The organism is Streptomyces sp. NPDC048521 (assembly GCF_043199855.1).
Classification (GTDB): Bacteria; Actinomycetota; Actinomycetes; order Streptomycetales; family Streptomycetaceae; genus Streptomyces.
Genome location: NZ_JBICWR010000011.1, coordinates 198,087 through 221,101 on the forward strand (window position 1 = coordinate 198,087; position 23,015 = coordinate 221,101).

17 protein-coding genes are annotated in these 23,015 nt (G+C 71.3%); 11 read left to right on the plus strand and 6 right to left on the minus strand.

The genetic code is table 11. The features are described 5' to 3' along the window. The first annotated feature begins 33 nt into the window (after positions 1-33). Entirely contained in the window at positions 34-285 is a 252-nt protein-coding gene (locus ACGFRF_RS25280; RefSeq protein WP_393743711.1) for a DUF1990 family protein, read from the plus strand. Here the strand turns inward: ACGFRF_RS25280 and ACGFRF_RS25285 are convergent. Then, positions 219-3,512, minus strand: coding sequence for a glycosyl hydrolase family 18 protein (locus tag ACGFRF_RS25285; protein WP_393743522.1), 3,294 nt, complete (start codon positions 3,510-3,512; stop codon positions 219-221). The genes ACGFRF_RS25280 and ACGFRF_RS25285 overlap by 67 nt on opposite strands. A gap of 674 nt (positions 3,513-4,186) precedes the next feature. Between ACGFRF_RS25285 and cseB the strand changes: the two genes are divergently transcribed. The 3 genes from cseB to ACGFRF_RS25300 all read left to right on the plus strand — a co-directional run bounded on the left by cseB (position 4,187) and on the right by ACGFRF_RS25300 (position 7,570). After that, the gene (gene cseB, locus ACGFRF_RS25290) at positions 4,187-4,915 is read left to right on the plus strand and encodes a two-component system response regulator CseB (RefSeq protein ID WP_393743524.1); all 729 of its coding nucleotides are present in this window, start codon (positions 4,187-4,189) and stop codon (positions 4,913-4,915) included. Position 4,916: 1 nt separating this feature from the next. After that, complete coding sequence (locus ACGFRF_RS25295) at positions 4,917-6,161, plus strand: ATP-binding protein (RefSeq protein ID WP_393743526.1); 1,245 nt, start codon at positions 4,917-4,919, stop codon at positions 6,159-6,161. Between the two features lie 371 nt (positions 6,162-6,532). After that, positions 6,533-7,570 carry a D-alanyl-D-alanine carboxypeptidase family protein gene (locus tag ACGFRF_RS25300; RefSeq protein WP_393743527.1) on the plus strand — a complete coding sequence of 346 codons (1,038 nt, stop codon included), beginning with the start codon at positions 6,533-6,535 and terminating at the stop codon, positions 7,568-7,570. Between the two features lie 184 nt (positions 7,571-7,754). Here the strand turns inward: ACGFRF_RS25300 and ACGFRF_RS25305 are convergent, their stop codons facing one another. Further along, on the minus strand, positions 7,755-9,308 hold the full coding sequence (locus tag ACGFRF_RS25305; RefSeq protein WP_393743529.1) for a CehA/McbA family metallohydrolase: 1,554 nt from the start codon (positions 9,306-9,308) through the stop codon (positions 7,755-7,757). Positions 9,309-9,718: 410 nt separating this feature from the next. On the opposite strand from ACGFRF_RS25305, the gene ACGFRF_RS25310 reads away from it, so the two are divergent. The 3 genes from ACGFRF_RS25310 (at position 9,719) to ACGFRF_RS25320 (ending at position 12,569) form a co-directional block, all read left to right on the plus strand. Then, positions 9,719-10,792, plus strand: a complete 1,074-nt coding sequence (locus ACGFRF_RS25310; RefSeq protein ID WP_393743531.1) for an aldo/keto reductase — start codon at positions 9,719-9,721, stop codon at positions 10,790-10,792. Positions 10,793-10,951: 159 nt separating this feature from the next. After that, positions 10,952-11,770 (plus strand): oxidoreductase, encoded by an 819-nt coding sequence (locus ACGFRF_RS25315; RefSeq protein ID WP_393743532.1) that lies wholly within the window; start codon positions 10,952-10,954, stop codon positions 11,768-11,770. Positions 11,771-11,903: 133 nt separating this feature from the next. Next, on the plus strand, positions 11,904-12,569 hold the full coding sequence (locus tag ACGFRF_RS25320) for a TetR family transcriptional regulator (protein WP_393743534.1): 666 nt from the start codon (positions 11,904-11,906) through the stop codon (positions 12,567-12,569). A gap of 224 nt (positions 12,570-12,793) precedes the next feature. On the opposite strand, the gene ACGFRF_RS25325 is transcribed toward ACGFRF_RS25320, so the two are convergent. Continuing rightward, on the minus strand, positions 12,794-12,964 hold the full coding sequence (locus ACGFRF_RS25325) for a hypothetical protein (protein ID WP_393743536.1): 171 nt from the start codon (positions 12,962-12,964) through the stop codon (positions 12,794-12,796). Between the two features lie 61 nt (positions 12,965-13,025). On the opposite strand from ACGFRF_RS25325, the gene ACGFRF_RS25330 reads away from it, so the two are divergent. Together ACGFRF_RS25330 and ACGFRF_RS25335 are read left to right on the plus strand one after the other, a co-directional pair. Continuing rightward, complete coding sequence (locus ACGFRF_RS25330; RefSeq protein ID WP_393743538.1) at positions 13,026-13,796, plus strand: TetR/AcrR family transcriptional regulator; 771 nt, start codon at positions 13,026-13,028, stop codon at positions 13,794-13,796. Between the two features lie 220 nt (positions 13,797-14,016). Next, complete coding sequence (locus tag ACGFRF_RS25335) at positions 14,017-14,607, plus strand: flavoprotein (RefSeq protein WP_393743540.1); 591 nt, start codon at positions 14,017-14,019, stop codon at positions 14,605-14,607. 49 nt (positions 14,608-14,656) lie between these two features. Here ACGFRF_RS25335 and ACGFRF_RS25340 read toward each other — a convergent pair whose 3' ends face one another. Together ACGFRF_RS25340 and ACGFRF_RS25345 are read right to left on the minus strand one after the other, a co-directional pair. Continuing rightward, positions 14,657-15,619 carry a helix-turn-helix domain-containing protein gene (locus ACGFRF_RS25340; RefSeq protein WP_393743542.1) on the minus strand — a complete coding sequence of 321 codons (963 nt, stop codon included), beginning with the start codon at positions 15,617-15,619 and terminating at the stop codon, positions 14,657-14,659. Positions 15,620-15,656: 37 nt separating this feature from the next. Beyond that, a complete protein-coding gene (locus tag ACGFRF_RS25345) occupies positions 15,657-16,640 on the minus strand; it encodes a transcriptional regulator (protein WP_393743544.1) in 984 nt (327 codons plus the stop codon). 242 nt (positions 16,641-16,882) lie between these two features. Here ACGFRF_RS25345 and ACGFRF_RS25350 point away from each other — a divergent pair, with 242 nt between their 5' ends. Next, entirely contained in the window at positions 16,883-19,876 is a 2,994-nt protein-coding gene (locus tag ACGFRF_RS25350) for a S8 family peptidase (RefSeq protein ID WP_393743546.1), read from the plus strand. Between the two features lie 121 nt (positions 19,877-19,997). Here the strand turns inward: ACGFRF_RS25350 and ACGFRF_RS25355 are convergent, their stop codons facing one another. After that, positions 19,998-21,140, minus strand: coding sequence for a ricin-type beta-trefoil lectin domain protein (locus tag ACGFRF_RS25355; RefSeq protein WP_393743548.1), 1,143 nt, complete (start codon positions 21,138-21,140; stop codon positions 19,998-20,000). A gap of 399 nt (positions 21,141-21,539) precedes the next feature. Here ACGFRF_RS25355 and ACGFRF_RS25360 point away from each other — a divergent pair, with 399 nt between their 5' ends. Beyond that, the gene (locus ACGFRF_RS25360) at positions 21,540-22,658 is read left to right on the plus strand and encodes a hypothetical protein (RefSeq protein WP_393743713.1); all 1,119 of its coding nucleotides are present in this window, start codon (positions 21,540-21,542) and stop codon (positions 22,656-22,658) included. Positions 22,659-23,015 lie beyond the last annotated feature (357 nt).

Genomic DNA, 23,015 nt, shown 5'->3' on the forward strand with positions numbered 1-23,015 from the left:
TCGAAGTGCGGTGCGAGTCCTTCCTGGTGGAGCCTGGCCGACGACGGGGAGGTCTGGTTCACCGTCACCGCCTCCAGCCGCTGGGCTCGCTGGTACGCCCGCGCGGCCGGGCCATGTGCTCGGCGCCCAGCCGGGGAGAATTCCGGCTGGGCGCCCGCACCTGCGGTCGAAGGTTTCGACCTGGTGTCGGGCCTGACCGCTCGGGTCACGCCCTCGGATCAGCCGGTGAAGCCAGTGGCAGCATTGAGCAAGGTCGTCGCGGAATCGTCGGCCTCCAGCGAGTAGATCATGATGCCGGCGAGACCCTTGTCCTTGATGTACTGACGCTTGGCCGTCAGCGACTGCGCTGTCTCGATGCTCCAGAAGTTGGAGCCGTCGTAGACCCACGAGCTGTTGGTCGTCGGATCGTAGTGGGTGTCGGCCAGCTTGCCCGCATCCTCCAGCTCCTTGTACATGGCGACACCCGGCGACTGCGAGTAGGGGAACGGATCGGTGGCTCCGGTGACCGACTGGTACAGACCGTGGTTGCCACCGTCGGGCACGCCGGTCCATCCGCGGCCGTAGAACGGGACGCCCAGGGTGAGCTTGGACGGGGGGAAACCGTTTTGGAGGTAGTGGTTGATCGCGTCGTTGGCGGTCAGACCGGTGCCGCTGGCCGGGCTCGCCGAGGAGTCGTACAGGGGCGACTGGAAGTTGGTCGGCCCGGCAGTCTCCCACGCACCGTGCATGTCATAGGCCATGACGTCGCCCATGTCGAGGGCGGAGGCGACCTGACCGACCTGGATCTGGTCGATGTTGGACGAGCCGGCGGGCAGCGCCGCGGTCAGCCGGTAGTGCTTGCCGCCGAGGGCGTCCAGCTCCGTGCGGAACTCCTGGAGCAGTGCGGTGAAGTTCGCGGTGTCCTCCGGGGAGTAGTGGTTGCCCGCGTGCCCGTCGGCGCTGGCCGGGAACTCCCAGTCGATGTCGAACCCGTCGAAGACACCGGCCGCCGCGCCCTGGCCGCCGGCCGGACTGCCGTCCAGGACCGGCAGGTTGCCCTTGATGTACATGTCGATGCACGAACTGACGAACTTCTTGCGCGAGGCGTCGGTCGCCGCCGCGTCGGAGAAGTACTTCGAGTACGTCCAGCCGCCGAGCGACACCAGGACCTTGAGGCTCGGGTACTTCGCCTTCAGCTGCTTGAGCTGGTTGAAGTTGCCCTTCAGCGGCTGGTCCCAGGCGTCCTCGCTGCCGTCGACGCTGTTGTCCGAGGTGAAGCCCATCTGGTAGTCGGCCCAGGCGTCGGAGGCACCGTCGTTACCGGTGGTGTCGCTCTCGTCGGACGAGCCCGCCTTGTTGGCCGACAGGCACGTCAGGTTGACCGGGTCGATGTTCTCGAACGCGTAGTTCAGGGTGGTCAGCTTGCCCGCGATGCCCTCGGTGTCCAGGCTCTTGACGAAGAAGTTGTTCGCGTAGACCGACCAGCTCGGGAAGTACGCCGTCCGCTGGGCGGGCACGCCCGGATCGGGCAGCGCGATCAGCTCGCTCTGGTCCCGCTCGAACCGTGGGTCGGGCGAGCCGGACGGATCGAACGACGTGAACAGCCACTGCTGGTTGGCGGAGCCGGAGCAGTTCCAGAGGATCAGGTTGCCGTCGTTCGGGTTGGTGGGTCCGCCCTTGATGTCCATGCACAGGTCGGCATGCTTGACGCTGTGCAGCAGCACCTGCCCGTTGCTCAGCTGCTCGGGATGCCATTTCTGGCTGTCCTGGTCGTTGCAGTCGTAGAGGGCGAGAGCCGACCCGGGGCCGACGTTCTGGCCGCTGTTCTCCGTGTCGACGCAGCGACCGCTGGACGAACCCTTGAAGGTCACGGTGTTGTTGTCGGGCCAGAGGAGGTCCCAGCCCTGGTTGCCGCCACCGGTGCGGTGATAGGAGACGATGGAGGTGCCGTTGGCGGTTCCGTTCTTGTTGGCGTCCATGATGCCGCCGGCCTTCATGTTCTCCAGCGAGGTGTACGGCAGGACGGCATGGGACAGATCAGTCGGACTCAGGTCGACGTCGGTGGTGGCCTCGGCCGGGGTGAAGATCCACCGCTCGTTCGGAGTGTTCTGGCAGGCGTACCCGATCATGAGCCGGTTCTGGCCGGGGTCGGTCTGGCCGCCCTCGACGTTCATGCACACGTCCGGGTCCTGGGCGCTGTGCAGCTGGTACTCGTTGTTGCCGAGGTACTCCGGGACCCAGCGCTGCCTCGAGTCGTTGGTGCAGTCGTCAAGCGCCAGATAGGTGCTCGTACTGTCGGCCGGAACCCCTATGCAACGGTTGCTCTCCTTTCCCACGAAGCGGATCGACGTGTCGGGGTACTGCTCCACGTGCCAGCTCTGACTGTCCGAGCCGTTCCTGGTGTGGCTGGTGATGAGGGTGGCGTTGGAGGACGACGGGTCGTAGTAGCCGTCCAGCACCCCGCCGGCCGCCATGCTCTCGATTGCTCGGTAGCTGCTGAAGAGAGGGGTGGGCTCGGCAGCGGCCTGCAGCGTGCCGATCTGGACCGGGGTGTGGTCCGAGGAGGCTGTAGACCTCAGCTGCACGTTCACCCCGTTGACGGCGCCGTTGGAGTACACCGCCCAGTCCAGCTCACCGCCACTGCGCTGAGTTGTCTGGCCGGTGCTGTAGATCTGCGCCCCGGCCGGGAGACGCCCCTGCATGGTGCCCGGCGCCCGGTTCCAGTCGCCGAGGGCGATCCAGTCCTCGTTCTGACCCCGCGATGTCACGAACCTGTTGATGTTGGCCAGCAGGCCCGGTGCATCGGAACCACCGCTGCGTGACAGCGCGTGTACCGTGAAGTACCAGGTGTGCCCGAAACGGACCCCCAGCGTCGCCCGGGCGGCCCAGGCGGTGGTCTGCCCCAGGGGATTGGGCACGATGGCGACCTCGTCCGCCGCCCGCTCCGTCACCATGGCGAGGTTGACCCGGCCCCCTGACCAGCTGTCGCCGTTGGGATCGGTCTGCAGGAAGTAGACGTCCATCGCGGCGTGGGCAGTGGCCGCGTACCACTGGGTGTGCCGCACCACGTTCGGTCCGGCCGGGTGTATCGCGTACGGCGGCATCTGAGCCTGGAGCTCTGCGGGCAGAGCCGCCAGCTGGCCGGCGCCGAGCAACTCCCGCTGCGTTCCCGGGATACGTGGCGGCTCCTGCGATCCCGCTTCCTGCAGCGCGAGGATCGGGGGGGTGGCCCAGCCGTTGAGGAAACCTCCGATGTCGAAGGTCCACTTACTGGCGCCGTCCGAATTCGATCCCTGCATGTTCCAGGTGATCAGTGGCCGGTCACCGATGGCAGCCGACGCCGGCAGGGCGGCCAGAAGGCCCGCTCCAAGAGCCGTGACCAGCGCGACGGCCAGGGAGCGCGGTCTTGCGACGATGCGCACCAGACCGGCCACCAGGGCCAGAGCCTCGGTCACAGCCGTCGTCGACGGGCGTCTGGTGGCCGGCGGTCTGAACCGATGGCGGCTGCGCAGGAGCAGCTCGGTCTTCCTCATGGTACTCCTAGATGGTCGGTCTACTCGACGAGCGGATCAGCTCCCGCTGCGGACGAGTCGGACTTAACCGGCGAGACTTTAATTGCCCAGTCAACTACCGTCAATCCGTGACCGAAGGTGCGCAGTTGCCGGCCCTTGAGCCGAGTCGAGAAGGGCCTGGCACGCGACGAGCACGTGGCGGCACGATGATCGACGCCGAGGGGGCGATGCGGCCGAAGGAGCTGCCGGAGGTTCCGGCCCGGGCTGCTGCGGCGGCGCGGGGAGACCGACCGGCAGGCCGCGGCGATGACGGCGGGCGACCGACTGGACGTACGCGCTCGGGGCCGAGCTGACGGACACGGGCTTCTATGCCGGCGTGCTGAGCCGGTTCCGCACCCGGCTGGCCGGGCACGGCAGGGAACGGGTGGCCTTCGACCGGCTCTTGGACCACTGCAAGGACGAGGGGTTGGTGGGCGCCGGGCGTAAGCAGCGCACCTGTTCCGCCCATGTGATCAGGGCGGTGCGGGACTTGAACCGGTCTCTTTCCGCTTGCCTGCCGGCTCATGGCCTGACCCGGAATCACGCAGCGGAGTCGCCCTCGCGTTCGAAGCCCGCCCCGGCCGTCCCCCGGTGGCCCGCCGCCGCGCCCCTGACGGCATGATGGTGCCCCTTCATCCACGTGACGAGGGGAAGACATGTTCGCAGCCCCGGCGCCGGAAGGCCTCCCGGCCTCCGTCTCGATCCTGCTCGTCGAGGACGACGAGGTGATCCGCAGATCTGTCGCGCTGGCCCTGGAGCGCTACGGATACCGGGTCGCCACGGCCGGGGACGGGCTGACCGGACTGGAGCGGTTCCGGGAGGGCGGGCACGACGTGCTGCTGCTGGACGTGATGCTGCCCGGCCTGGACGGCATCGGGCTGTGCCGACGCGTCCGGGAGACCAGCATGACCCCCGTGCTGATGATGTCCGCGCGCGGCGACGCCCTGGACGTGGTCTCGGGCCTGGAGGCCGGCGCCGACGACTACGTGGTCAAACCCGTGGACACCGCCGTACTGGTGGCCCGGATCCGCTCGCTGCTGCGCCGGGCCACCTTCCACGCGGCCGGCACCGAGCCGGCCCCGACACCGGGGAGGGACAGCCGGCTGGTCTTCGGCGACCTGGCCGTCGACACCGCCGGCCTGGAGGTGTTCCGGGGCGGCGAGCCGGTCGCGCTGGCCCCCTCCGAACTGCGCCTGCTGCTGGAGTTCGCCGCGCACCCCGGCGTCGTCCTCGACCGGCAGACACTCCTGCGCACCGTGTGGGACTACGGCTGGGACGGCGACACCCGGGTGGTCGACCTGTGTGTGCAACGGCTGCGGAAGAAGATCGGGGCCGACCGGATCGAGACCGTACGCGGCTTCGGCTACAAGCTGCGGCGGAACTGACGTGTACACCGTCCGCGCGCTGCTCAACTGGCGTTCGCTGCGCTGGAAGATCGCCCTGCTCGTGGCCGTGGCCTGCTGCGCCGTCGCGCTCACCGTCGGACTGCTGGTCCACCGCAGCACCCTGGCCCGCTCCATGAACGACGGCGCGGCCAAGGCGGTGAACGCCCTGTCCGTCGACGTGGAACGCTACGAGCGGGAGGGGACGCCTCCCGACGGCGACGAGCTGAACACCGGTGCCATGCCGCAGGAACTGCTGCATCGGCTCCGCGACCGGACCGGCACGGCCGACGACACCGTCACCTGGTACGAGGACGACCCCTACCACCCCAGCATGTGGGCCGCGCGCAGCTACCGGGGCGAGCCGTTCGCGGTGAGTGTCGACATGACCTCCGACCTGCTCACCCGGAACGCGCTGGACCGGCACATGTGGAAGTACTCCCTGGTCGTGCTGGCCGTCGTCGTGCCCGTGTCTGCGCTCGCCGCCGAACTGCCCAACCGGAGGCTGCGGCGGGTGGCCAGGACCGCGCGCCGGATCTCGGACGGCGACCTGGCCGCGCGGACCGGCTCCGGCGGCGGGGACGAGATCGGCGCCATCTCCGCCACCGTGGACGCGATGGCCGACAGCCTGCACGAACGGCTGCGGGCCGAGCAGCGGTTCACCGCCGACGTCGCCCACGAACTGCGCACCCCGCTGATGGGGCTGGTCACCGCGAGCGGCCTGCTCCCCGAGGGCGAGGCGACCGATCTGGTCCGTGACCGGGTGGTGGTGCTGCGGAACCTGGTCGAGGAACTGCTGGAGATCTCCCGGCTCGACGCGGGTGCCGAGACGGCCGATCCGCGCCCGGTGCCGCTGGCCGCCGTGGTCCGCGACTCGCTGGCCCGCACCGGCCTTCAGGCGCGGTTCACCGCGCGGGGGGAGCCGCGCGTCGACACCGATCCGCGCCGCCTCGACCGGATCGTCGCCAACCTCGTCACCAACGCCCACCGGCACGGCCGCGCGCCCGTCGAGGTGGAGGTGACGGCCACGACGGTCACCGTACGCGACCACGGCCCCGGGTTCCCCGCCCACCTGCTGACCCACGGACCGCAGCGCTTCCGCACCGGGGCGGCCGAACGCGGCCACGGCCACGGCTTGGGCCTGACCATCGCGCTGGGCCAGGCACGGGTCATCGGCGCGCGGCTGGACCTCACCAACGCCCCCGACGGCGGGGCGGTGGCCGTACTCCGGCTGCCCGCCGCGCCGTGAGCCGATGTCGCCGACGGCGGGCGGTGGTCGTGCTGCGGATGCCCGCCGCGCGGTGAGCCGAAGCCCCTGACGGCGGGCGGTGGTGGTGCTCCGGGTGCCCGCCGCGCGGTGAGCCGAAGCCCCTGACGGCGGGCGGTGGTGGTGCTCCGGGTGCCCGCCGCGCCGTGAGCCGATGTCGCCGACGGCGGGCGGTGGTGGTGCTCCGACTGCCCGCCGCGCCCCGACCCGCCGCCCTCTTTGCGCTTCGATACACGGTGGATACACACCTGAGCGGTGCCGGACGACCGGTCACCGCCTCACGGACGCGCTCGCCACGCAAAGTGATCGGGGGTGTGTGAGCGTCACGCACCTGTCCTCAGGAGGTGCGTCCCATGTGCCCGGTCACCGTCCCCGGCAAGCCCGAGCTGCGCCCGGACCAGGTGCCACCGTCCCTGGTCCGGTCCCGGCTCCGCCGCGCGCTCCGGTCACGCCTGGTCGCCTCCTGCGCCGCCGGTGCCGTCGCGCTGACCACCCTGGTGGTGCTCGCCGTCGTACGCCCGGGCGATGGCGTACGCCCGGGCGATGGCGGTCCGGCAGGACCTGTGTCGCCGAAGTCCCTGGCATGGCCGGCGGACGGGCAGACCAGCATCCACGTCGAGGGCCTGGGCGCCCGGGGCGAACTCGGCTCCCGAGGCGCGCAGAAACCCGTTCCCCTCGCCAGCGTGACCAAGGTGATGACCGCGTACGTCATCCTGCGCGACCATCCGATCCCTCCGGGCGGAAGCGGTGCCCGCGTGACCGTCGACGCCCAGGCCGGCCAGGAGTCCAGCCTGGGCGCGGAGTCGACGGTGGCCGTCGAGGCCGGGCAGCGGCTGACCGAACGGCAGCTGCTGGAACTGATGTTGCTTCCCTCGGCCGGCAACATCGCGCGGATGCTGGCCCGTTGGGACGCGGGCTCGGAAGAGGCGTTCGTCCGGAAGATGAACCGCGCGGCCCACGGCCTGGGCATGACGAACACCACGTACGCCGACTCCAGCGGCATCGTCCCGACGACCGTCAGCACCTCCGAGGACCAGCTGATGCTGGCCCGGAAGGTCATGCGCGACGCGGTGTTCCGGTCCGTCGTCGCCGAGCGGGACGCCACCGTGCCCGGGGTGTCCGGCAAGGTCCACAACACCAACACCCTGCTCGGCGAGAACGGTGTGATCGGCGTCAAGACCGGCTCCAGCACCCCGGCAGGCGGCAATCTGATGTGGGCGGCCACCGCCCCGGACCGCGACGGACACGAGCGGCTCGTCCTGGGCGTCGTCCTGCACCAGGAAGCCGGCACCAGCTCCCAGCAGGGCCTCGACGCCGCGCTTGCGACCAGCGGTGCGCTGGTCGCGAGCGTGCGGCGGTGGGTGGCGACGACCGGGCCCGCCGGCCGGTGACGGGCCCTCAGCGCAGGCCGACGGCCCGTGCCACGGGCCGCGTCACCGCGTCGCCCCTTCCGCGCCCGCGCGGCACCTCGGCGGGCAGTACGGGGATGCCGGGTGCCGGCTGCTCGGGTGCCGAGGGACGCGGTTGTGCGGGTGTGTGGGCGCACGGGGCCGCGGCCGGGCCGCCCGGTGCGGTTCAGTCCCGGATGCGCAGGACGATCGGGTTGGTCAGCGCCGCCATCGGGCCCCACTGGAGGTCCGCGGCCATGGTGTTGCCCTTGCCGGGGGTGCCGTCCGCCTTCGGGTGGCGGACCTCGGCGCGCACGTAGGCGGCGAGCGAGGTGGTGGTGCGCCAGACGACCGTGCCGGTGCCGGAGGCGCCCAGTGACTCCTGGTGCATCTGGCCCTCGTCGGTGATGAACCGCACCGTGCCGTTCGGCACCCCGGACACCTCCAGGCGTACGTCGACCGGGGTGTCGGCGGCCAGCTCCAGCGTTCCGGCGATCCCTGCCGACCGGCCGCCGCCGGTCGCGGTGAAGTCGACGGTGACGGCGGAGGACTCGGCGACGTAGCTGCGGCCCCTGCGGATGCCCTCCAGGATCGCCGGCCGGCTCAGGTCGTCGGCGTGCACGACTGTCTGCGGCAGGCCGATGACCTGCGGCACGCTGTGCGCGTCGCTGTTGGCCATGGCGGGCAGCCAGTCCTTGCCGGAGCGCATCGCCGTGCCGAGCATCGCGTCCCAGGTGTCGACGGCGGACTCGTCGTCGTAGGTCCAGGGGCCGTTCCACACCTCGACGGCGTCCGCGTCCTCGTAGCCGAACTTCCACTGGCACGCCACGTACGGGCAGTAGGGGTGTGCCGGGACGACCAGGCCGCCCTGGCGGCGCACCTGGCGGGCGAAGCGCGGGAACGCGTCGTCGCGCGAGCGGTAGCGCCAGTCGATCCACGAGCCGTTGTCCAGGCCCAGCGCCAGCCAGTGGCCGTTGCGGGTGGTGATCTCCTCGCCGTTGATGATCAGCAGGTCGGGGCCGGCGTACTCGCCCCAGACCGCGTGCGCGGACGAGGTGTTGTGGTCGGTGGAGACGATGAAGTCCAGGCCCGCCTCGCGCGCGCCGGCCGCGACCTCGGACGGCAGGCGTTTGCCGTCGGAGTGCACGGTGTGCAGGTGGCAGTCGCCGCGGTACCAGGCCCGGCCGCGGCCCTTGGCGCGCTCGCTCGGATAGTTCGGCTTGAAGGGGGCGCCCGCGGGGCCGTAGCGCAGGGTGACGGTCACCGAGTAGTTCATGCCCTGGGGGGCCACCTGGTAGGGGCCGAGCACGACGTGCCAGGTGCCGGGGTTGACCGGGCCGGGCAGATAACCCGGGGTCGTGGCGTCGCTGTTGACGACGAAGGAGGTGCGGGCGCCGCCGGACCAGCCGCGGAAGCCCTTGCCGCCGAGTGCGGTGCCGCGCTCGTCGAAGATGCCGATGTCGCACGAGTTGCCGGGCGTGCCGCTCGGCACCGACGGCTTGTCGTACGTGTAGGACACGGCGATCTGGTTGACGCCGCGCGGCACCTCCACCGGCAGGTGGACGAAGTCGGCGGCGCCCGTCGCGAGATGGCCGGTGATGGTGCGCGTCACCTCGGTGCCGTCGGCGGGCACGCCCGCCGGTGCGGCCTCGGCGGCCTCCGCGAAGCGGACGGGCGCGAGGGTGAGCGCGCCGGCCGCGCCGAGCACCCCGCCCGCCATGAGCAGGCTTCTGCGGCCCATGCCGGCCGTGCCCTCCGCGGCCGGGCTCGAACTGTGTTCACAGGTTCCGCTCTGGCACATGGCGGTTCCCTCCTGAGTGTGTGTGGTCTCCAGTGACCTCGGCACATTCGTCGGCCGAGGTGAAACGCCACGCATTCTTCGGGGAAACCTTCGCTACGGCTGGTTGAAGCCGAAATGGCGGTCGCCGACCTTTCGGGCCACTGTGTCCGCGTCTGGGCGTATACGTCGGCCGGTCCGACACGTGTCTCGTTGTGCCCGGGCGCGGGATCACAGAGGTGTGACGCTCCTCGCTGCCCTCACCGGATTCGACAAGAGACCACTGGACCTTTATGGTGGAGGGCATAAGGTTCCACTGGCCTCTTATGTGGCCAGTGGGTCTCCGGCTCCGCGAAACGAAGGTGGTCCTGGCGATGAACGCAGACCCCGCGCCCGCGCACGACGGCGCAGACACCGCACGCCTGGCCCGCACTCCGCTGGGCGGTTCCGGTATCTCGGTGCGGCCCGTCGGCCTGGGGCTGATGGGGATGTCGCAGTTCTACGGCGAGGCGGACCCCGACGCCTCGGTCGCCACCATCCGGGACGCGATCGAGCTGGGCGTGGAGCTGTTCGACACCTCGGACTACTACGGTGCGGGCAGCGCCACCCCGGGCCGGCCGGTGGCCGGCTTCGGACACAACGAGGGACTGCTGGGACGTGCGCTGCGGGGCCGCCGGGACCGTGCGGTCGTGGCGACCAAGTTCTCCGCGCGCCCCACCCCCGAGGGCCGCAGCTTCTTCGACGGCCGCCCCGAGTACGTGAGGGCCGCCTGCGAGGCCAGCCTGAAGCGGCTCGGCACGGACCGGATCGACCTGTACTACTACCACCGGCTGGACCCGGCCGTCCCGGTCGAGGACACAGTGGGCGCCATGGCCGACCTGGTCGCCGAGGGCAAGGTCCGGGCGATCGGCCTGAGCGAGGTCACCCCGCAGATCCTGCGGCGGGCCCACGCCGTCCACCCCGTCGCCGCACTGCAGAGCGAGTACTCGCTGTGGGAGCGCGGCGTCGAGGCCGAAGTGCTGCCGGAGTGCCGCCGCCTGGGCATCACCCTCGTGCCCTACAGCCCGCTGGGCCGCGGCATGCTCACCGGAGCCTTCGGCCGGGGCGCCGAGTTCGACCGCGACGACTTCCGCTCCACGCTGCCCAAGTTCCAGGGGGAGAACTTCGAGCACAACCGGCGGCTGGTCGACGAGCTGACCGAGTTCGCCGCGAGCACGGGCGACACCCCCGGTCAGATCGCCCTGGCCTGGCTGCTGGCCCAGCACCACGACATCGTTCCGATCCCGGGCTCCAGGCGTCCGGCCTACGTGCGCGCGAACCTCGCGGCCACCTCGGTGCGGCTCAGCGCCGACGACGTCGCCCGTCTGGGCGCACTGTTCGACCCCGCGCGCGTCAAGGGCGGCCGTTACGGCGCCCTCAACACCCTTGCGGACGACACCGAGAGGTGACGCCGGCACCGGACAGTGCACCCAGGGGACATCAACCCCTCCGGCGTCTTCCACGGGACGAAGCCGACGCCCGCCTCGCGGCCGACGGCGCTTTCCCCGTCCGAACCCGGCACCTTTTCCCCACCATCCCCACCCTCCACAGAAACCGAGGCAACAACCATGAGCAAGACCTGGCTGATCACCGGAAGCTCCCGCGGACTGGGCCGTACCCTCGCCGAGTCCGTCCTGGAAGCCGGCCACAACGTGGTGGCCACCGCCCGGCGTACCGAGGCGCTCGGCGTCCTCGCCGACAAGTACGGCGAGCGCGTGCGCCTGGTCACGCTGGACGTGACCGACGCCGCCGCCGCGCGACGGGCCGTGCAGGCCGCCGTCGAGGCGTTCGGCCGTCTGGACGTCGTGGTGAACAACGCCGGCTACGCCGACATGGCCGCCATCGAGGACATGTCCGACGACGCCTTCCGCGCCCAGATCGACGCCAACCTCTTCGGCGTCGTCAACGTCACCCGCGCCGCCCTGCCGGTCCTGCGCGAGCAGGGAGCCGGGCACATCATCCAGATCTCCTCCGTCGGCGGACGCGTGGCCGTGCCGGGACTTGGCGCCTACCAGGCGGCCAAATGGGCGGTCGGCGGCTTCTCCGAGGTCCTGGCCAAGGAGGTGGCCCCCCTCGGCATCAAGGTGACCGTCGCCGAACCGGGCGGCATGCGCACCGACTGGGCCGGCTCCTCCATGGCCACCCCGCCCGTCAGCGCACCCTACGAGCGTGTCGTCGGCGGCGCCATCGGGATGATCCGCGGCGCACACGGCAACCAGCCCGGCGACCCCGGCCGTATCTCCCAGGTCCTGCTGGACATCACGGAGGCCGAGGAGCCGCCGCTGCGCCTGCTGCTGGGCAAGGACGCCGTGGCCGTCGCGCAGGACATGGCCGACCGGCTCGCCGCCCAGGACGCCGAGTGGCGCCATGTGAGCGAGTCCGTATGACCCGTGCCAGCAGGCGCGGCGAGCAGGTGCGTACCCCGTCGGGGCCGTCCTTCGGGGCCGCCCCGACGGGGCGTAGGGTTGCGGCGGGCGGCACCGGGTGCGGGCCGCGGAGGAGTTCCCTGGGGAAGCGACGATGACAGACGACCGGCTGACGGACTTTCAGCGCGCGCGCAGCGCCGAGCAGCGCGAGGTCCGCAAGCGGGCCATCCTCGAAGCCGCGACACAGCTCCTGACGGAGATGCCCGTCAGCGACATCAGCCTGCGGGAGCTGAGCCGGCGGGTCGGGCTGTCGAAGACCAACGTCGTGCGGTACTTCGAGACGAGGGAGGCCGTCTTCTTCGAACTGCTCAACCGGTCCCTCGCGCAGTGGATCGAAGAGCTGCCCGCCGACCTCCCGCCCGCCGGTGCCGGCTCGCCGGAGGCCGTGACGGACGCCCTGGCCCGGTCCCTGGCCCGCCGGACCCTGCTGTGCGACCTCATGAGCGCGCTGGGTTCCGAACTCGAACGGAACATCTCCGCCGAGTCCGCGCGTGACTTCAAGCTCGCCCACGTCCGGTTGCTGGGCACGCTGGCGGACCTGCTGCGGCGGCACATCACCGCGCTGACCCCGGCCGCCGCCCGCGAGCTGGTCTCCCTGACCGTCGTGTGCACGGCCGGGCTCTGGCCCTTCGCCCACCCCTCACCGGCTGTCGCCGAGGCCCAGCGGCACCCCGAACTCGCCGACACGAAGGTCGACTTCGCCGAGTGGCTGGGCCGTACCCTGCACGTCACCGTCACCGGACTGCTGAACCTGGGCTGACCCTCGCGGCCGGTCCGGCCCGCACCGGCCGCATCCCGCCCGCACCGCGATGAGCCGGGTCGCACCATGTGCCGGGTCGCATGACGAGTCGGGTCGCGGCACGTACCCGGTCACGCCACGAGCTGGGTGACTCCGCCGTTGACGTGGAGGTTCTGGCCGCTGACCCACCGCGATTCCGGACCGGCGAGAAAGGCGACGACGTCGGCCTGTCCGTCTCGGCGAAGTCACGCCTCAGGCCTGGTCCGTCGGTAGCCCGCGGTGGCGGAGGTGGTGCCCAGCCGCTTCATCCACAGGTGTACGGCGTACTCACCGATCCCCGCCACGGGCTGGTCGTAGGTGATGTCGAACTGCTTGGCGACGTCGAAGCCGTCGCCCGCGAGCCGCAGCGGGACCATAGGGTGTTGCCCCTGTCGAGACGACGGGATCAGTGATTCACAGGGCTGATATCGTCGATTCATGACCACGGAGACGGCAACGGAACAGGCAGGGCCGACGCTGCGGCAGAAGATCGTCCTGGCCGCCGCCCGGCTCCTGGAGGAGGGCGGCCTGGACGCGGTGTCGACCCGCGCCGTCGCCGCACGTGCCGGCGTGCCGACACCGTCGATCTTCCGGATCTTCGGGGACAAGGACGGGCTGCTCGAGGAGGTCGCCGAGCACGGTTTCCATCGCTACCTCGAAGTGAAGGCCGAACTGCTCATCGACGACGACCCGGTCCAGGCGCTGCGCGACGCGTGGGACCTGCACATCCGCTTCGGACTCGAGCACCCGGCCTACTACTCGCTCGTCTACGGCCAGGTCCGCCCCGGCCACATGCCGCAGGCCGGACGGCGGGCCGCCGCCGGCCTGCGGCACATGATCACACGAGTCGCCGCGGCCGGGCGCCTGCGGATGAGCGTCGAACGCGCCACCGAGGTCATGCACTCCGCCGGCGTGGGCACGATCCTGACGCTGATGAGCCGGCCCGAGGGCGTCCACGACCCGCGGGCCGCCGACACGGCACGCGAGATGGTGATCAACACCCTCACGCTCCCGCCCGCGAAGAGCGACGACGGCGCCGACGTCACCCCCCGCGCCGCGGTCGTCTCCCGCGCCGCCGTCGCGAGCAGTGCCATGGCGCTGCTCGCCGCCCTCGGCCAGGAGGGCACCGGGGCGCTCAGCCCGGCCGAGCTGAGTCTGCTGTGTGAGTGGCTCAACCGGCTGGCCGACGCGACGGGCGCGCACGACTGACGACGCGTCCGGCCGGTGCGGGCGCCGGTGTGCGGGCCGCGGCCGGCGTTCGTGGGAAGTCGCTGCCGTCGGCGTCGACGGCAGGTTCCGGTGTGTGGTTCGCGGTCGGCGCTCGGGGGAGGTTGCCGCCGCCGACGCGGGACACAGACCGGCACGGATGGTCAGCCGTTGTGGCGCGTGCGGTCACACTCCGGCCGCCGCGCGGGACCATCGTGGGAACATGACCAGCAACAACCCCTCCACCTTCGGTGGGCGCCTGCTCATCGGCGCGACCGGCTCCGCCGCGGTCGCCACGCTCCCTATGTACATCAACGCGCTGCGCACCACGTTCACCGGGACCGTCACCGTCCTGATGACGCACACCGCCGCCACGTTCCTCCCGCCGCACACCGTCGGCCTGTTCGCGGACCGGGTGGTCACGGGCGCGACGCCGGACGACTGGGCCCGCGAGAACCAGGCGACCCTCGCGGCGGAGCACGACATGATGGCCGTTCTGCCGGCCACCGCCAACATGCTCTCCGCCACCGCCACGGGCGCCGTGCCGAACATGCTGACCGCGACGATCGCCGCCGCCGACTTCCCCGTGGTGTTCTTCCCGGTGATGACCGGCGAGATGTGGCTGAAGCCCGCCGTCCAGCGCAATGTCGACCAGCTCCGCCAGGACGGCTACCACGTCGTCGATCCGCAGTGGGGACAGCGCTACGACGTCGGCCTGAAGCAGCTGGTCAAGGCTCCCATGCCGCCGGCGCCGCCTCACTTCGTCGAGGTGGTCCGGGAGTTCATGCCCGAGCGCGGGACCGAGGCCGACTGAGGACGCCATCGCGTCCCGTCCGACGGTACCTCGGCAGCTCTCCGCATCGTCACTCCGCTTCCGGCCGCCGGTCACGGTAGGCGCCGGGTGTCATGCCGGTGACGGCCCGGAACGCCCGGTGCAGCTGTGCCGCGCCGCCGAATCCGCACGCGCGGGCCACGGCGGCGAGAGGGCGTTCGGGGCGCGACAGCAGCAGCCGCTGGGCGTGTGACACCCGCACCCGGCGGATCAGCTCCGACAGCGATGCGCCGTCCGCGGCCAGCGCGCGGTACATCGTGCGCCGGGAGATTCCGCAGCCCGCGGCCACTGCGGCGGCGTCGAGACGGGGATCGGCGGCGTGCCGGCGCACGAACCGGTGGATTCGTTCCCGGGTCAGCGCCGTGGCCGACGCCTCCGGCGGTGCGCTGCCCGCGGCCCAGGACAGACCGGTGTCCAGCAGGTCGACGGCGTGCGGCAGCAGTGCGGCCGCCGCCCTGGCATCGTGACCCTGCATACGGTTGAGGCCGACGAGGAAGTCCGCGATGACCCGGCCGGGGCCCGATGCGCCCAGTTCCACGCCGGTCGCCCCGGCGAGCGAGCGATGCGACAGCCGGGACCTGGGCACCTTGACCACGAGCTGGGAGAAGTCGTCCTCGAAGTCCAGCGCGTAGGGGCGGGCGCTGTCGACGAAGGCCATCGTCCCCGGCGCGAGCAGGGCGACCCGACCGTTCTGCTCCAGCCTGCCGTGGCCGCGCAGCTGGATGTTGGCGAGGAGGACGTCCTCGTGGTCGCGTCCGATCAGCCGGCGCGTTCGGACCACCTGCTGGGGGCCCGCGGTCAGCTCGGCGAAGCCGATCCCGTCCAGGACGGAGTGTTCGATCCGCCCCTCGAAGGCCCCGTCCGGCCCCGGGCGCACCGCCACTCCGACGAACGTGTCACAGATGACGTCGGACCAGTAGGCGAACGCGTCGGACGCGTCGGCGTCCGCGCTGGACCACACGGTGCGTGAGGTGGCGTGTGAGCAGGTGTCCATGCTCCCATGATGGCTCCGCGCCAGCACGTGTGCCGCCTCAGACCAGTCCGCGGGCACCGGCCCGGACGCCGGCCTGGAATCGGGTGTCGGCGCCCAGCTTGGCCAGGACGGCGGCGACGCGGCGGGTGGCGGTCCGGGTGCTGCACCCCAGCTGGCGGGCTATGGCCTGGTCCTTCAGCCCGGCCTTGAGCATGCCGAGGAGAAGGAGGTCGTCCGAGTCGAAGGTGTCGTCCTCGGCGGGTGCCGCGCCGCAGATCGGTTCGGCGCGGGCCCAGTAGGCCTCGTACAGCTCGATCAGGGCGTCGAGCATGGCGGACGGATGGATGACGACGAGGTCGTCGTAGACCGGGCCGGACAGCGGCACCAGGGCCACCCGCTTGTCGATGATGTGCAGTTTGAACGGCAGGGACGGCAGCAGCCTGGACTGCTCGCCCAGTTCGGCGAGTCTGAGCAGCGTGGCGAACCGTCCGGGGCGCTCCATGGACTGCGGGCAGTAGATCGAGCGCACGTCGATGCCTTGTTTCAACCAGGCCGCAGTGATGTCGAACTCGTCCTCGTTGCTGTGGAGCCGGCCGTCGGAGCGCCCCACGTAGGGCGGCCGGTCGAGGGCCCACATGTGGCTGGTGGCGGAGTTGCTCAGTTCCTCGACCCGCTCCAGGATCAGCCGGCGGTCCGACAGGACCTCCACCAGGTTGCGCGGATCGGCGCGCAGCCGCCCCTCCCGGTAGCGTTCGGCGATCCGGTCGATCTCCGTCCGTGCCGAGGCCAGCGCGGTCTCCACCTCGAACTGCCGCCGGGCCAGCAGGGGGAGCAGCACGGCCTCGGGGTTGGTCGCCTGGTAGTGGCCGCCGCTGGTGACGTGGAGCAGCCCGAGTTCCCGTAGCCGCGTGACGGACTGCACGACATGGTGCTCCGGCGTCCCCAGAAACGCGGCGACGTCCGCGACGGTGACCTGGCCGCGGTCCAGAAAGCACCGGTACACCCGCTCGTCGGACTCGGCTATGCCCAGGGCCGTGAGCACCTATGCATACCTCCGTCGAATCGGCGTGTGACATCCGTGGCGTGGTTGGTCATCCGTCCAAACCCGCCAACAGAGTATCTGGACACCTCTCCGAGGAACAGCGTTCACTTTCTCGCTGGGACGACGCGGTTGCTTCCGTGCCCGGCACCCGCCGTCGCCAACTCCCCACTCCAGCACGTGCAGCACCACCCGTAGGTGCTGGAGACACCCTCCGGCCCCGGCCCACTCCCGTGGAGGAACGTGTGAGTTCCACGCTCCGAAGAAAGACCTTCGCCTGCGCCGCGGCGGCTCTGGCCGTCGCCCTGGGCGCCGTCTGTACCGGCACACCGGCGCAGGCCGCCGGTGACCCGCTGACCCCCGTCCCCCTGACCGGTCACCTCCCGGCCGGCCGCTACATCGTCACCCTCTCCGACGCGCCCGTCGCGTTCTACAAGGGCGGCGTGGACGGCCTCGCCGCCACCGCGCCGTCGTCGGGCGCGAAGGTCGACACCTCCACCACCGCCGCACACCGCTACCGGGACTATCTCCGGGACCGGCAGAGCAAGGTCGCCGCCTCGGTCGGCGCCAAGGTCCGGGGGCGCTATACGGTGGTGACCAACGGCTTCACCGCCGAACTGACGGCCACTCAGGCGGCGCGGCTGAGCCGCCGGCCGGGCGTCCTCAAGGTCAGCCCGGACGGATGGAACAAGGTGACGGACGACACCCGGGCGACCGACCTCATGGGGCTGTCGGGGCCGCACGGTGTGTGGTCGAGGCTCGGCGGCACCGCGAAGTCCGGCAAGGGCGTGGTGGTCGGCGTCATCGACACCGGCGTCTGGCCCGAGAGCGCGTCGTTCGCCGCCCCCGCGCTGGGCACCGCGCCCCCCACGGCCAAGGACCCCTACCGCCCGTACCGCAAGGGCGACGTGATCAGGATGAAGAAGGCCGACGGCGGCACCTTCACCGGCGTCTGCCAGACCGGTGAGGAGTTCACCGCCGCCGTCTGCAACACCAAGCTCGTCGGCGCCCGGTACTTCGGCGACGCCTACCTCGCCGAGACTCCCCCGGAGCAGCGGGAGGACTACGTGTCACCGCGGGACGGCGAGGGCCACGGCACCCACACCGCGTCCACCGCCGCCGGCAACGCGAACGTCCAGGTGACCGTGGACGGGAAGGACTTCGGGAAGATCACCGGAGTGGCACCGGGCGCCGCGGTCGCCGTGTACAAGGCGCTGTGGAAGGACAAGGGCGGCGCCGACTCCGACATCGTCGCGGCGATCAACCAGGCGGTGGCGGACGGCGTCGACGTCATCAACTACTCCGCGGGGGCGCTCCTGGAATCCCCGCTCGACTCGCCCGTCCAGCAGGCCTTCCGAGCGGCGACACAGGCCGGCGTGTTCGTGTCGACGGCCGCGGGCAACAACGGCCCGTCGAGTTCGTGGATGGACAACACCGCCCCGTGGACCACCACCGTCGCGGCCAGCACCATGGCGACCCCGCAGGCCACGGTGAAGCTGGGCGACGGCCGGACCTTCGTCGGGGCCAGCGTCACCGTGGACGCGGAACTCGGGCCGAAGCCGCTGGCGTTGTCCACCGACGTGAAGGCCGCCTCGGCGACGGAGAGCGCGGCGGGGCTGTGCCAGGACGGGACGCTCGACCCGGCGAAGACGGCCGGGAAGATCGTGGTGTGCGACCGGGGGGTCAACACCCGGGTGAGCAAGTCCGCCGAGGTGGCACGGGCCGGGGGCGTCGGCATGGTCCTGGTGAACACCAGCGACCAGGACACGGACGGCGACATCCACCTGGTGCCGACCGTGCACCTGAACGGACCGGCGGCCACGACGGTCCGCGACTACGCGGCGACGCCGGACGCCACCGTCTCGCTGGAGCCGGGAGGTTCCACCGGGACGCCCTACCCGCAGATCGCCCCGTTCTCCTCCAGGGGACCCTCGCAGCAGAACAAGGGCGCGCTGATCAAGCCGGACCTCGCCGCACCGGGTGTGGCCGTGCTCGCCGCCGTCGCCCCGCCCAGCAACCAGGGGCACACCTTCGACTTCATGTCGGGCACGTCGATGGCCGCGCCGCAGGTTTCCGGTCTCGCGGCCCTCTACTTCGGCGTGCACCCCAAGTGGTCCCCGATGGCGGTCAAGTCGGCCCTGATGACGACCGCCGTGGACACCAAGACCGCGTCGGGCGGCACCAACACCGACGTGTACGCGCAGGGTTCCGGTGAGGTCGACCCCACCGCGATGCTCAACCCCGGCCTGGTGTACGACTCCTCCAACCGCGACTGGCTCGCCTACGAGGAGGGCCTCGGCATCGACACCGGGACCGGCGTCGCGCCCGTCGCACCCAGCGACCTGAACTACCCGTCCATCTCCGTGGACCAGCTGCTCGGTTCGCGCACCCTCACCCGCACGCTGACCGCGGTCAGGCCGGGTGTGTACCGGGCCTCGGTGAAGCTGCCCGGATTCCAGGCCGAGGTGAAGCCCTCGACCCTGCGCTTCACCCGTGCCGGACAGAGCGCGAAGGTCAGCATCAAGCTGACGCGCACCACCGCGGCCTCCGACGTCCCCGTCACGGGCTCCCTGACCTGGACCGGTGGCGGGCGGGTGTCGGTGCGCAGCCCGATCGTCGTGACACCGCAGAGCCTGCTGGCCCCCGGCCGGGTCGAGGGCAGCGGCAGCGCGGGCAGCGTCTCGTACTCCGTGACCCCGGGAACCGAGAAGCTGACGCTCACCGCCTACGCCCCCGTGGCGGGCGCCCCGGTGCGCGGTGAGATGTCCAACGAGACGGGCAACGCCCAGGACTTCGTCCTCACCGTGCCCGAGGGAAGCAAGGCCGGCGAGTTCTTCGCCACCGGGGACAACCCCGACGACAAGCTGTACCTGATGGTCGTGCCCCTTCGGGAGGACGGCTCGCCCCTCAACGGCGGCCAGCTGAGCGAGTACGAGCACCAGGCGCACGTCAGCCTGACGACGCTGAAGCCGGGCAAGTACGCGGTGACCGTCATGTCGTCCTGGTACGAGGGCGCGCCGTTCTCGCCCGACATCAAGTTCACCCTCCAGGCGAACGTGGTGGGTACGAACGCGCCGACGACCGGCACCTTCAGCGTGTCTCCCACGCATCCCGTGACCAAGCCGGGCGTCCCCTTCTCGGTCACCGGCACGTGGTCCGGTGTGGACACCTCCGCTCCTGCCACCGCCTACATCGGGTACCAGGACGGCACCGGCACCCTGGTCACCATCAGGGGCTGACCCTCTCCCGAGGCGGGCCGCCCGGCGGCCCGCCCGACCCGCCGACCGATGGAACGGCCCCGCCGCGCGGCGAGTCACGCCGCGCGGCGGGGCCGTTCACGTGCGGGCCGTCCGCCGGTCCTCAGGAGGAGGACCACTTCTGGTTGGGGCTGCCGGAGCAGGACCACAGCTGAAGCCGGGTGCCGTCGTCCGTGCCGTTGTCCCGGACGTCCGTGCACTTGTCGGCGAGAGCGCTGACCAGGTCGTGGCGGACGTTCAGCTCGAACTGCTGCGCCGGATTCCCGTCGCAGGAGGCGAGTACGAGGTCCGTACCGTCGGCGGTCGAACCGTTCGCGAGCTGCACGCACATGCCGAGCGCCCGCATGGTCCCGCCCGTGAACGTCCAGTGCTGCGAGGCGGATTCCGAGCAGTCCCAGATCATCAGGCCCGCGCCCTGCACGGCCTTGCCGCCCACGACGTCCATGCAGCGCTGCGAGGCGTGGCTGAACACGTTCACCCCCGGTGCCGTGAGCGGAGCGGCCGTCGTGGTCCCGGTCGTGGCCTTCGCCGGGGTGGTGGAGCGCTGGTCGGGGGAGGCGGAGTCCTCGCTCGACGCACTGCTGCTGGGCGAGGCGGACGTGGGCTTCCCGGATTCTTCGGCCTTCTTGCCGGGACCGGTCGCGGACGCCTTCACCGAGGGCACCGGCACACCGCCGAGCCCGTCGATGACGTCGGTGCCGCGGCCACGGGAGTCGACGGTCACCGAGGCCCCGTCGCGCTTGGCGCCGTCGTGACCGTTGACCAGGCCCAGGGTCAGCAGGACACCGCCCGCCGCCAGCAGCCCGACGACGCCCACGACGCCGAGCGCACCGCGCAGTCCCTCGCGCCGGGCCTTGTCGCCCTTGCCCCGGCGGGCCGGTTCGAGCGATACGACCAGGTCCGGAGCGGGGCCGCTGTCCGTGTCGGCGCGGCGTGCGAAGTTGTCGCCGGGTCCGTCTCCGGCGGAGCCGACCACCGCGCCGTCGGCCGCCGCGGACGACGCCCCGGTACCGCGGCCGGTGTTCCCCCGCGACCCGAGCGAGGAGATCTGGGTGAGCCGGGGCAGGGAGGTGCCCCGCCCGGCCGCGCCGGGCGTCCGGTCACCGCTGCCCGGCGCGGCCGGCTCCGCGCCGCCTGCCGCGGGGCCGTCCTGGCCGGACCGGGAACCGGAACTGACGGATCTGGCGCTGCCCGGGACTCTCTTGGGGAGATCCCCCGCCGACCGGGGCGTGTGTGGAGGCTTCATGGGTTCCTTTCCAGCGGAGCCGGAGCATGGGCGGCAGTGTCGCGGGGGGTGCCCGACCGGTCTCCTCGGCGGTCAGGCCCTGCCACACATGGAGCGGATCCGACGCCGTTTCGGTTCACCCCTACGACGTGTGACATGCGACTCATACCGGTCTGTGAGTGAGGACTCGAACCGGCGCATCGGACGGCGCGACCGCGCCGGTGGGCGCGCGGGCGGTGCCGCGCACACACGAACGCCACCCGGCCTCGCGGCGGGCGGCGCCTGGGATCCTGAGAGGAGGAGATCTGTCCCTGTCTGCCTGCCGACGGGGGCCAGCGTGTCACGGGGCGGCGCCGTCATCTCGGGGGCATCCTGTGGGCCCTGGTGATCGCCGGGGCAGCCGACGAGAAGGGTCCGGTCATGCGGGTGTCGTCGCAGGGCGTTACGGTCGTGGCTCTCCTGGCGGATCCGGACGCGCCGACGGAGATCGCACAGCGCGTGGCCCGGACACTCCCTGCCCGGCTCGCCGACAAGACGGGCCAGGGGCGACGGTTCGACGTCGAGGTGGTCAGTGAGCCCTTCACCTCAGGGACCGAGGACCTGCCCACGTTGACGCGCCGGATCATGGACCGCGGGAGTGCGGAGAACTGGGACATCGTCGTGGCCCTCACCGACCTTCCGCTGCACTCGCACGGGCGCAAGCTCGTCGTGGACCTGAGTCATGAACACGGCTTGGCGCTGCTGTCCCTTCCGTCGCTGGGGGCCCTGCGTTTTCAGAGAAAGGCCGGGCGGGCGGTGGAAGAAGCCGTGCTCAGCTTGGCGGGTCCGCGAGCCACTGGGACTGAGGAACCCCCGCAGAGTCAGCCGCTGGGACGTTTCGTCAGTCGTCTCGCGCCTATTCATCCGGGCCCGATCGATGAGGAGGAGACCGCTGATCTGCGGTACGTCGTCAGCGGGCCGCGCGGTTACCTGCGGGTGCTCGGCGGTATGGTGCGCGCCAACCGGCCGTGGCGGTTGGTGCCGGGCTTGTCGAAAGCCCTGGCGGCCGCACTCGCCACGGGGGCCGTCGCCACCGTGAACTCCACCGTCTGGAGCCTGGCCGAGGCCCTGAGCGCGCCACGCCTCGTGATCGCCATGGTCGGGTCCGTCGGGATCATGATCGGCTGGCTGATCGTGGACGCGCAGCTGTGGGATCGCTCGACAGGGGTTGCACGGGAAGCGAGGCTGAGGGCGAGGCTCTACAACGCCTCGACGGTCGTGACCGTGGGTATCGGGGTGCTCGTCTGCTACGTGGGTTTGGTAGTCATCAACTTGGTGTGGGCGCTGTTCATCCTCAACGACCGGGTGTTCGCCTCCATGACACGGACTCCGCTGCACGCCACGGACTACTGGACGTTGTCCTGGTTCGTCGCTTCGGTCGCCACGGTGGGCGGCGCGCTGGGATCGGGCTTGGAGAGCGACGACGCGATCCGGGCAGCCGCCTATTCCAAGCGCGAACAAGAACGTCGCCGCATGCTGCAGGACGACCACGGTGACTAGTGCGTTTTTCATCAGCTGATCGATCGGTGCGTGGTTGTTTCGTGTGGGGGTGTACGGGGACCCGGACGCTACGCCGCCGGAGCGCCGGCGCTCCGCCTGGCGGGCGTGCGGCGGCACCACCGTCTCACCTGATCCGGGTGAACGGCCCGCAGAGGCATGCCGGCGCAGCGGACCCCGTACCGACTCCCGGGAGCCGGGCTCTTTGCGCCATCTCCATCACCGCTACGCCGGCGCGTCACGTCCGCGCCGCGACCGGACGGCTCCGCCCGGTTCGGTGACGGGAGTTGAGGATTGAACGCGGGCCACGCGGAAACTCCGGCGTAGTCCCGACATGCGCTTCACCTTCTCACTCAAGTG

Coding starts and splice junctions, on each gene's coding strand:
- ACGFRF_RS25285 (WP_393743522.1), bottom strand. CDS start 3,512: ATGAGGAAGACCGAGCTGCTCCTGCGCAGCCGCCATCGGTTCAGACCG.
- cseB (WP_393743524.1), top strand. CDS start 4,187: ATGTTCGCAGCCCCGGCGCCGGAAGGCCTCCCGGCCTCCGTCTCGATC.
- ACGFRF_RS25300 (WP_393743527.1), top strand. CDS start 6,533: ATGTGCCCGGTCACCGTCCCCGGCAAGCCCGAGCTGCGCCCGGACCAG.
- ACGFRF_RS25305 (WP_393743529.1), bottom strand. CDS start 9,308: ATGGGCCGCAGAAGCCTGCTCATGGCGGGCGGGGTGCTCGGCGCGGCC.
- ACGFRF_RS25310 (WP_393743531.1), top strand. CDS start 9,719: ATGAACGCAGACCCCGCGCCCGCGCACGACGGCGCAGACACCGCACGC.
- ACGFRF_RS25315 (WP_393743532.1), top strand. CDS start 10,952: ATGAGCAAGACCTGGCTGATCACCGGAAGCTCCCGCGGACTGGGCCGT.
- ACGFRF_RS25320 (WP_393743534.1), top strand. CDS start 11,904: ATGACAGACGACCGGCTGACGGACTTTCAGCGCGCGCGCAGCGCCGAG.
- ACGFRF_RS25325 (WP_393743536.1), bottom strand. CDS start 12,964: ATGGTCCCGCTGCGGCTCGCGGGCGACGGCTTCGACGTCGCCAAGCAG.
- ACGFRF_RS25330 (WP_393743538.1), top strand. CDS start 13,026: ATGACCACGGAGACGGCAACGGAACAGGCAGGGCCGACGCTGCGGCAG.
- ACGFRF_RS25335 (WP_393743540.1), top strand. CDS start 14,017: ATGACCAGCAACAACCCCTCCACCTTCGGTGGGCGCCTGCTCATCGGC.
- ACGFRF_RS25340 (WP_393743542.1), bottom strand. CDS start 15,619: ATGGACACCTGCTCACACGCCACCTCACGCACCGTGTGGTCCAGCGCG.
- ACGFRF_RS25355 (WP_393743548.1), bottom strand. CDS start 21,140: ATGAAGCCTCCACACACGCCCCGGTCGGCGGGGGATCTCCCCAAGAGA.
- ACGFRF_RS25360 (WP_393743713.1), top strand. CDS start 21,540: ATGCGGGTGTCGTCGCAGGGCGTTACGGTCGTGGCTCTCCTGGCGGAT.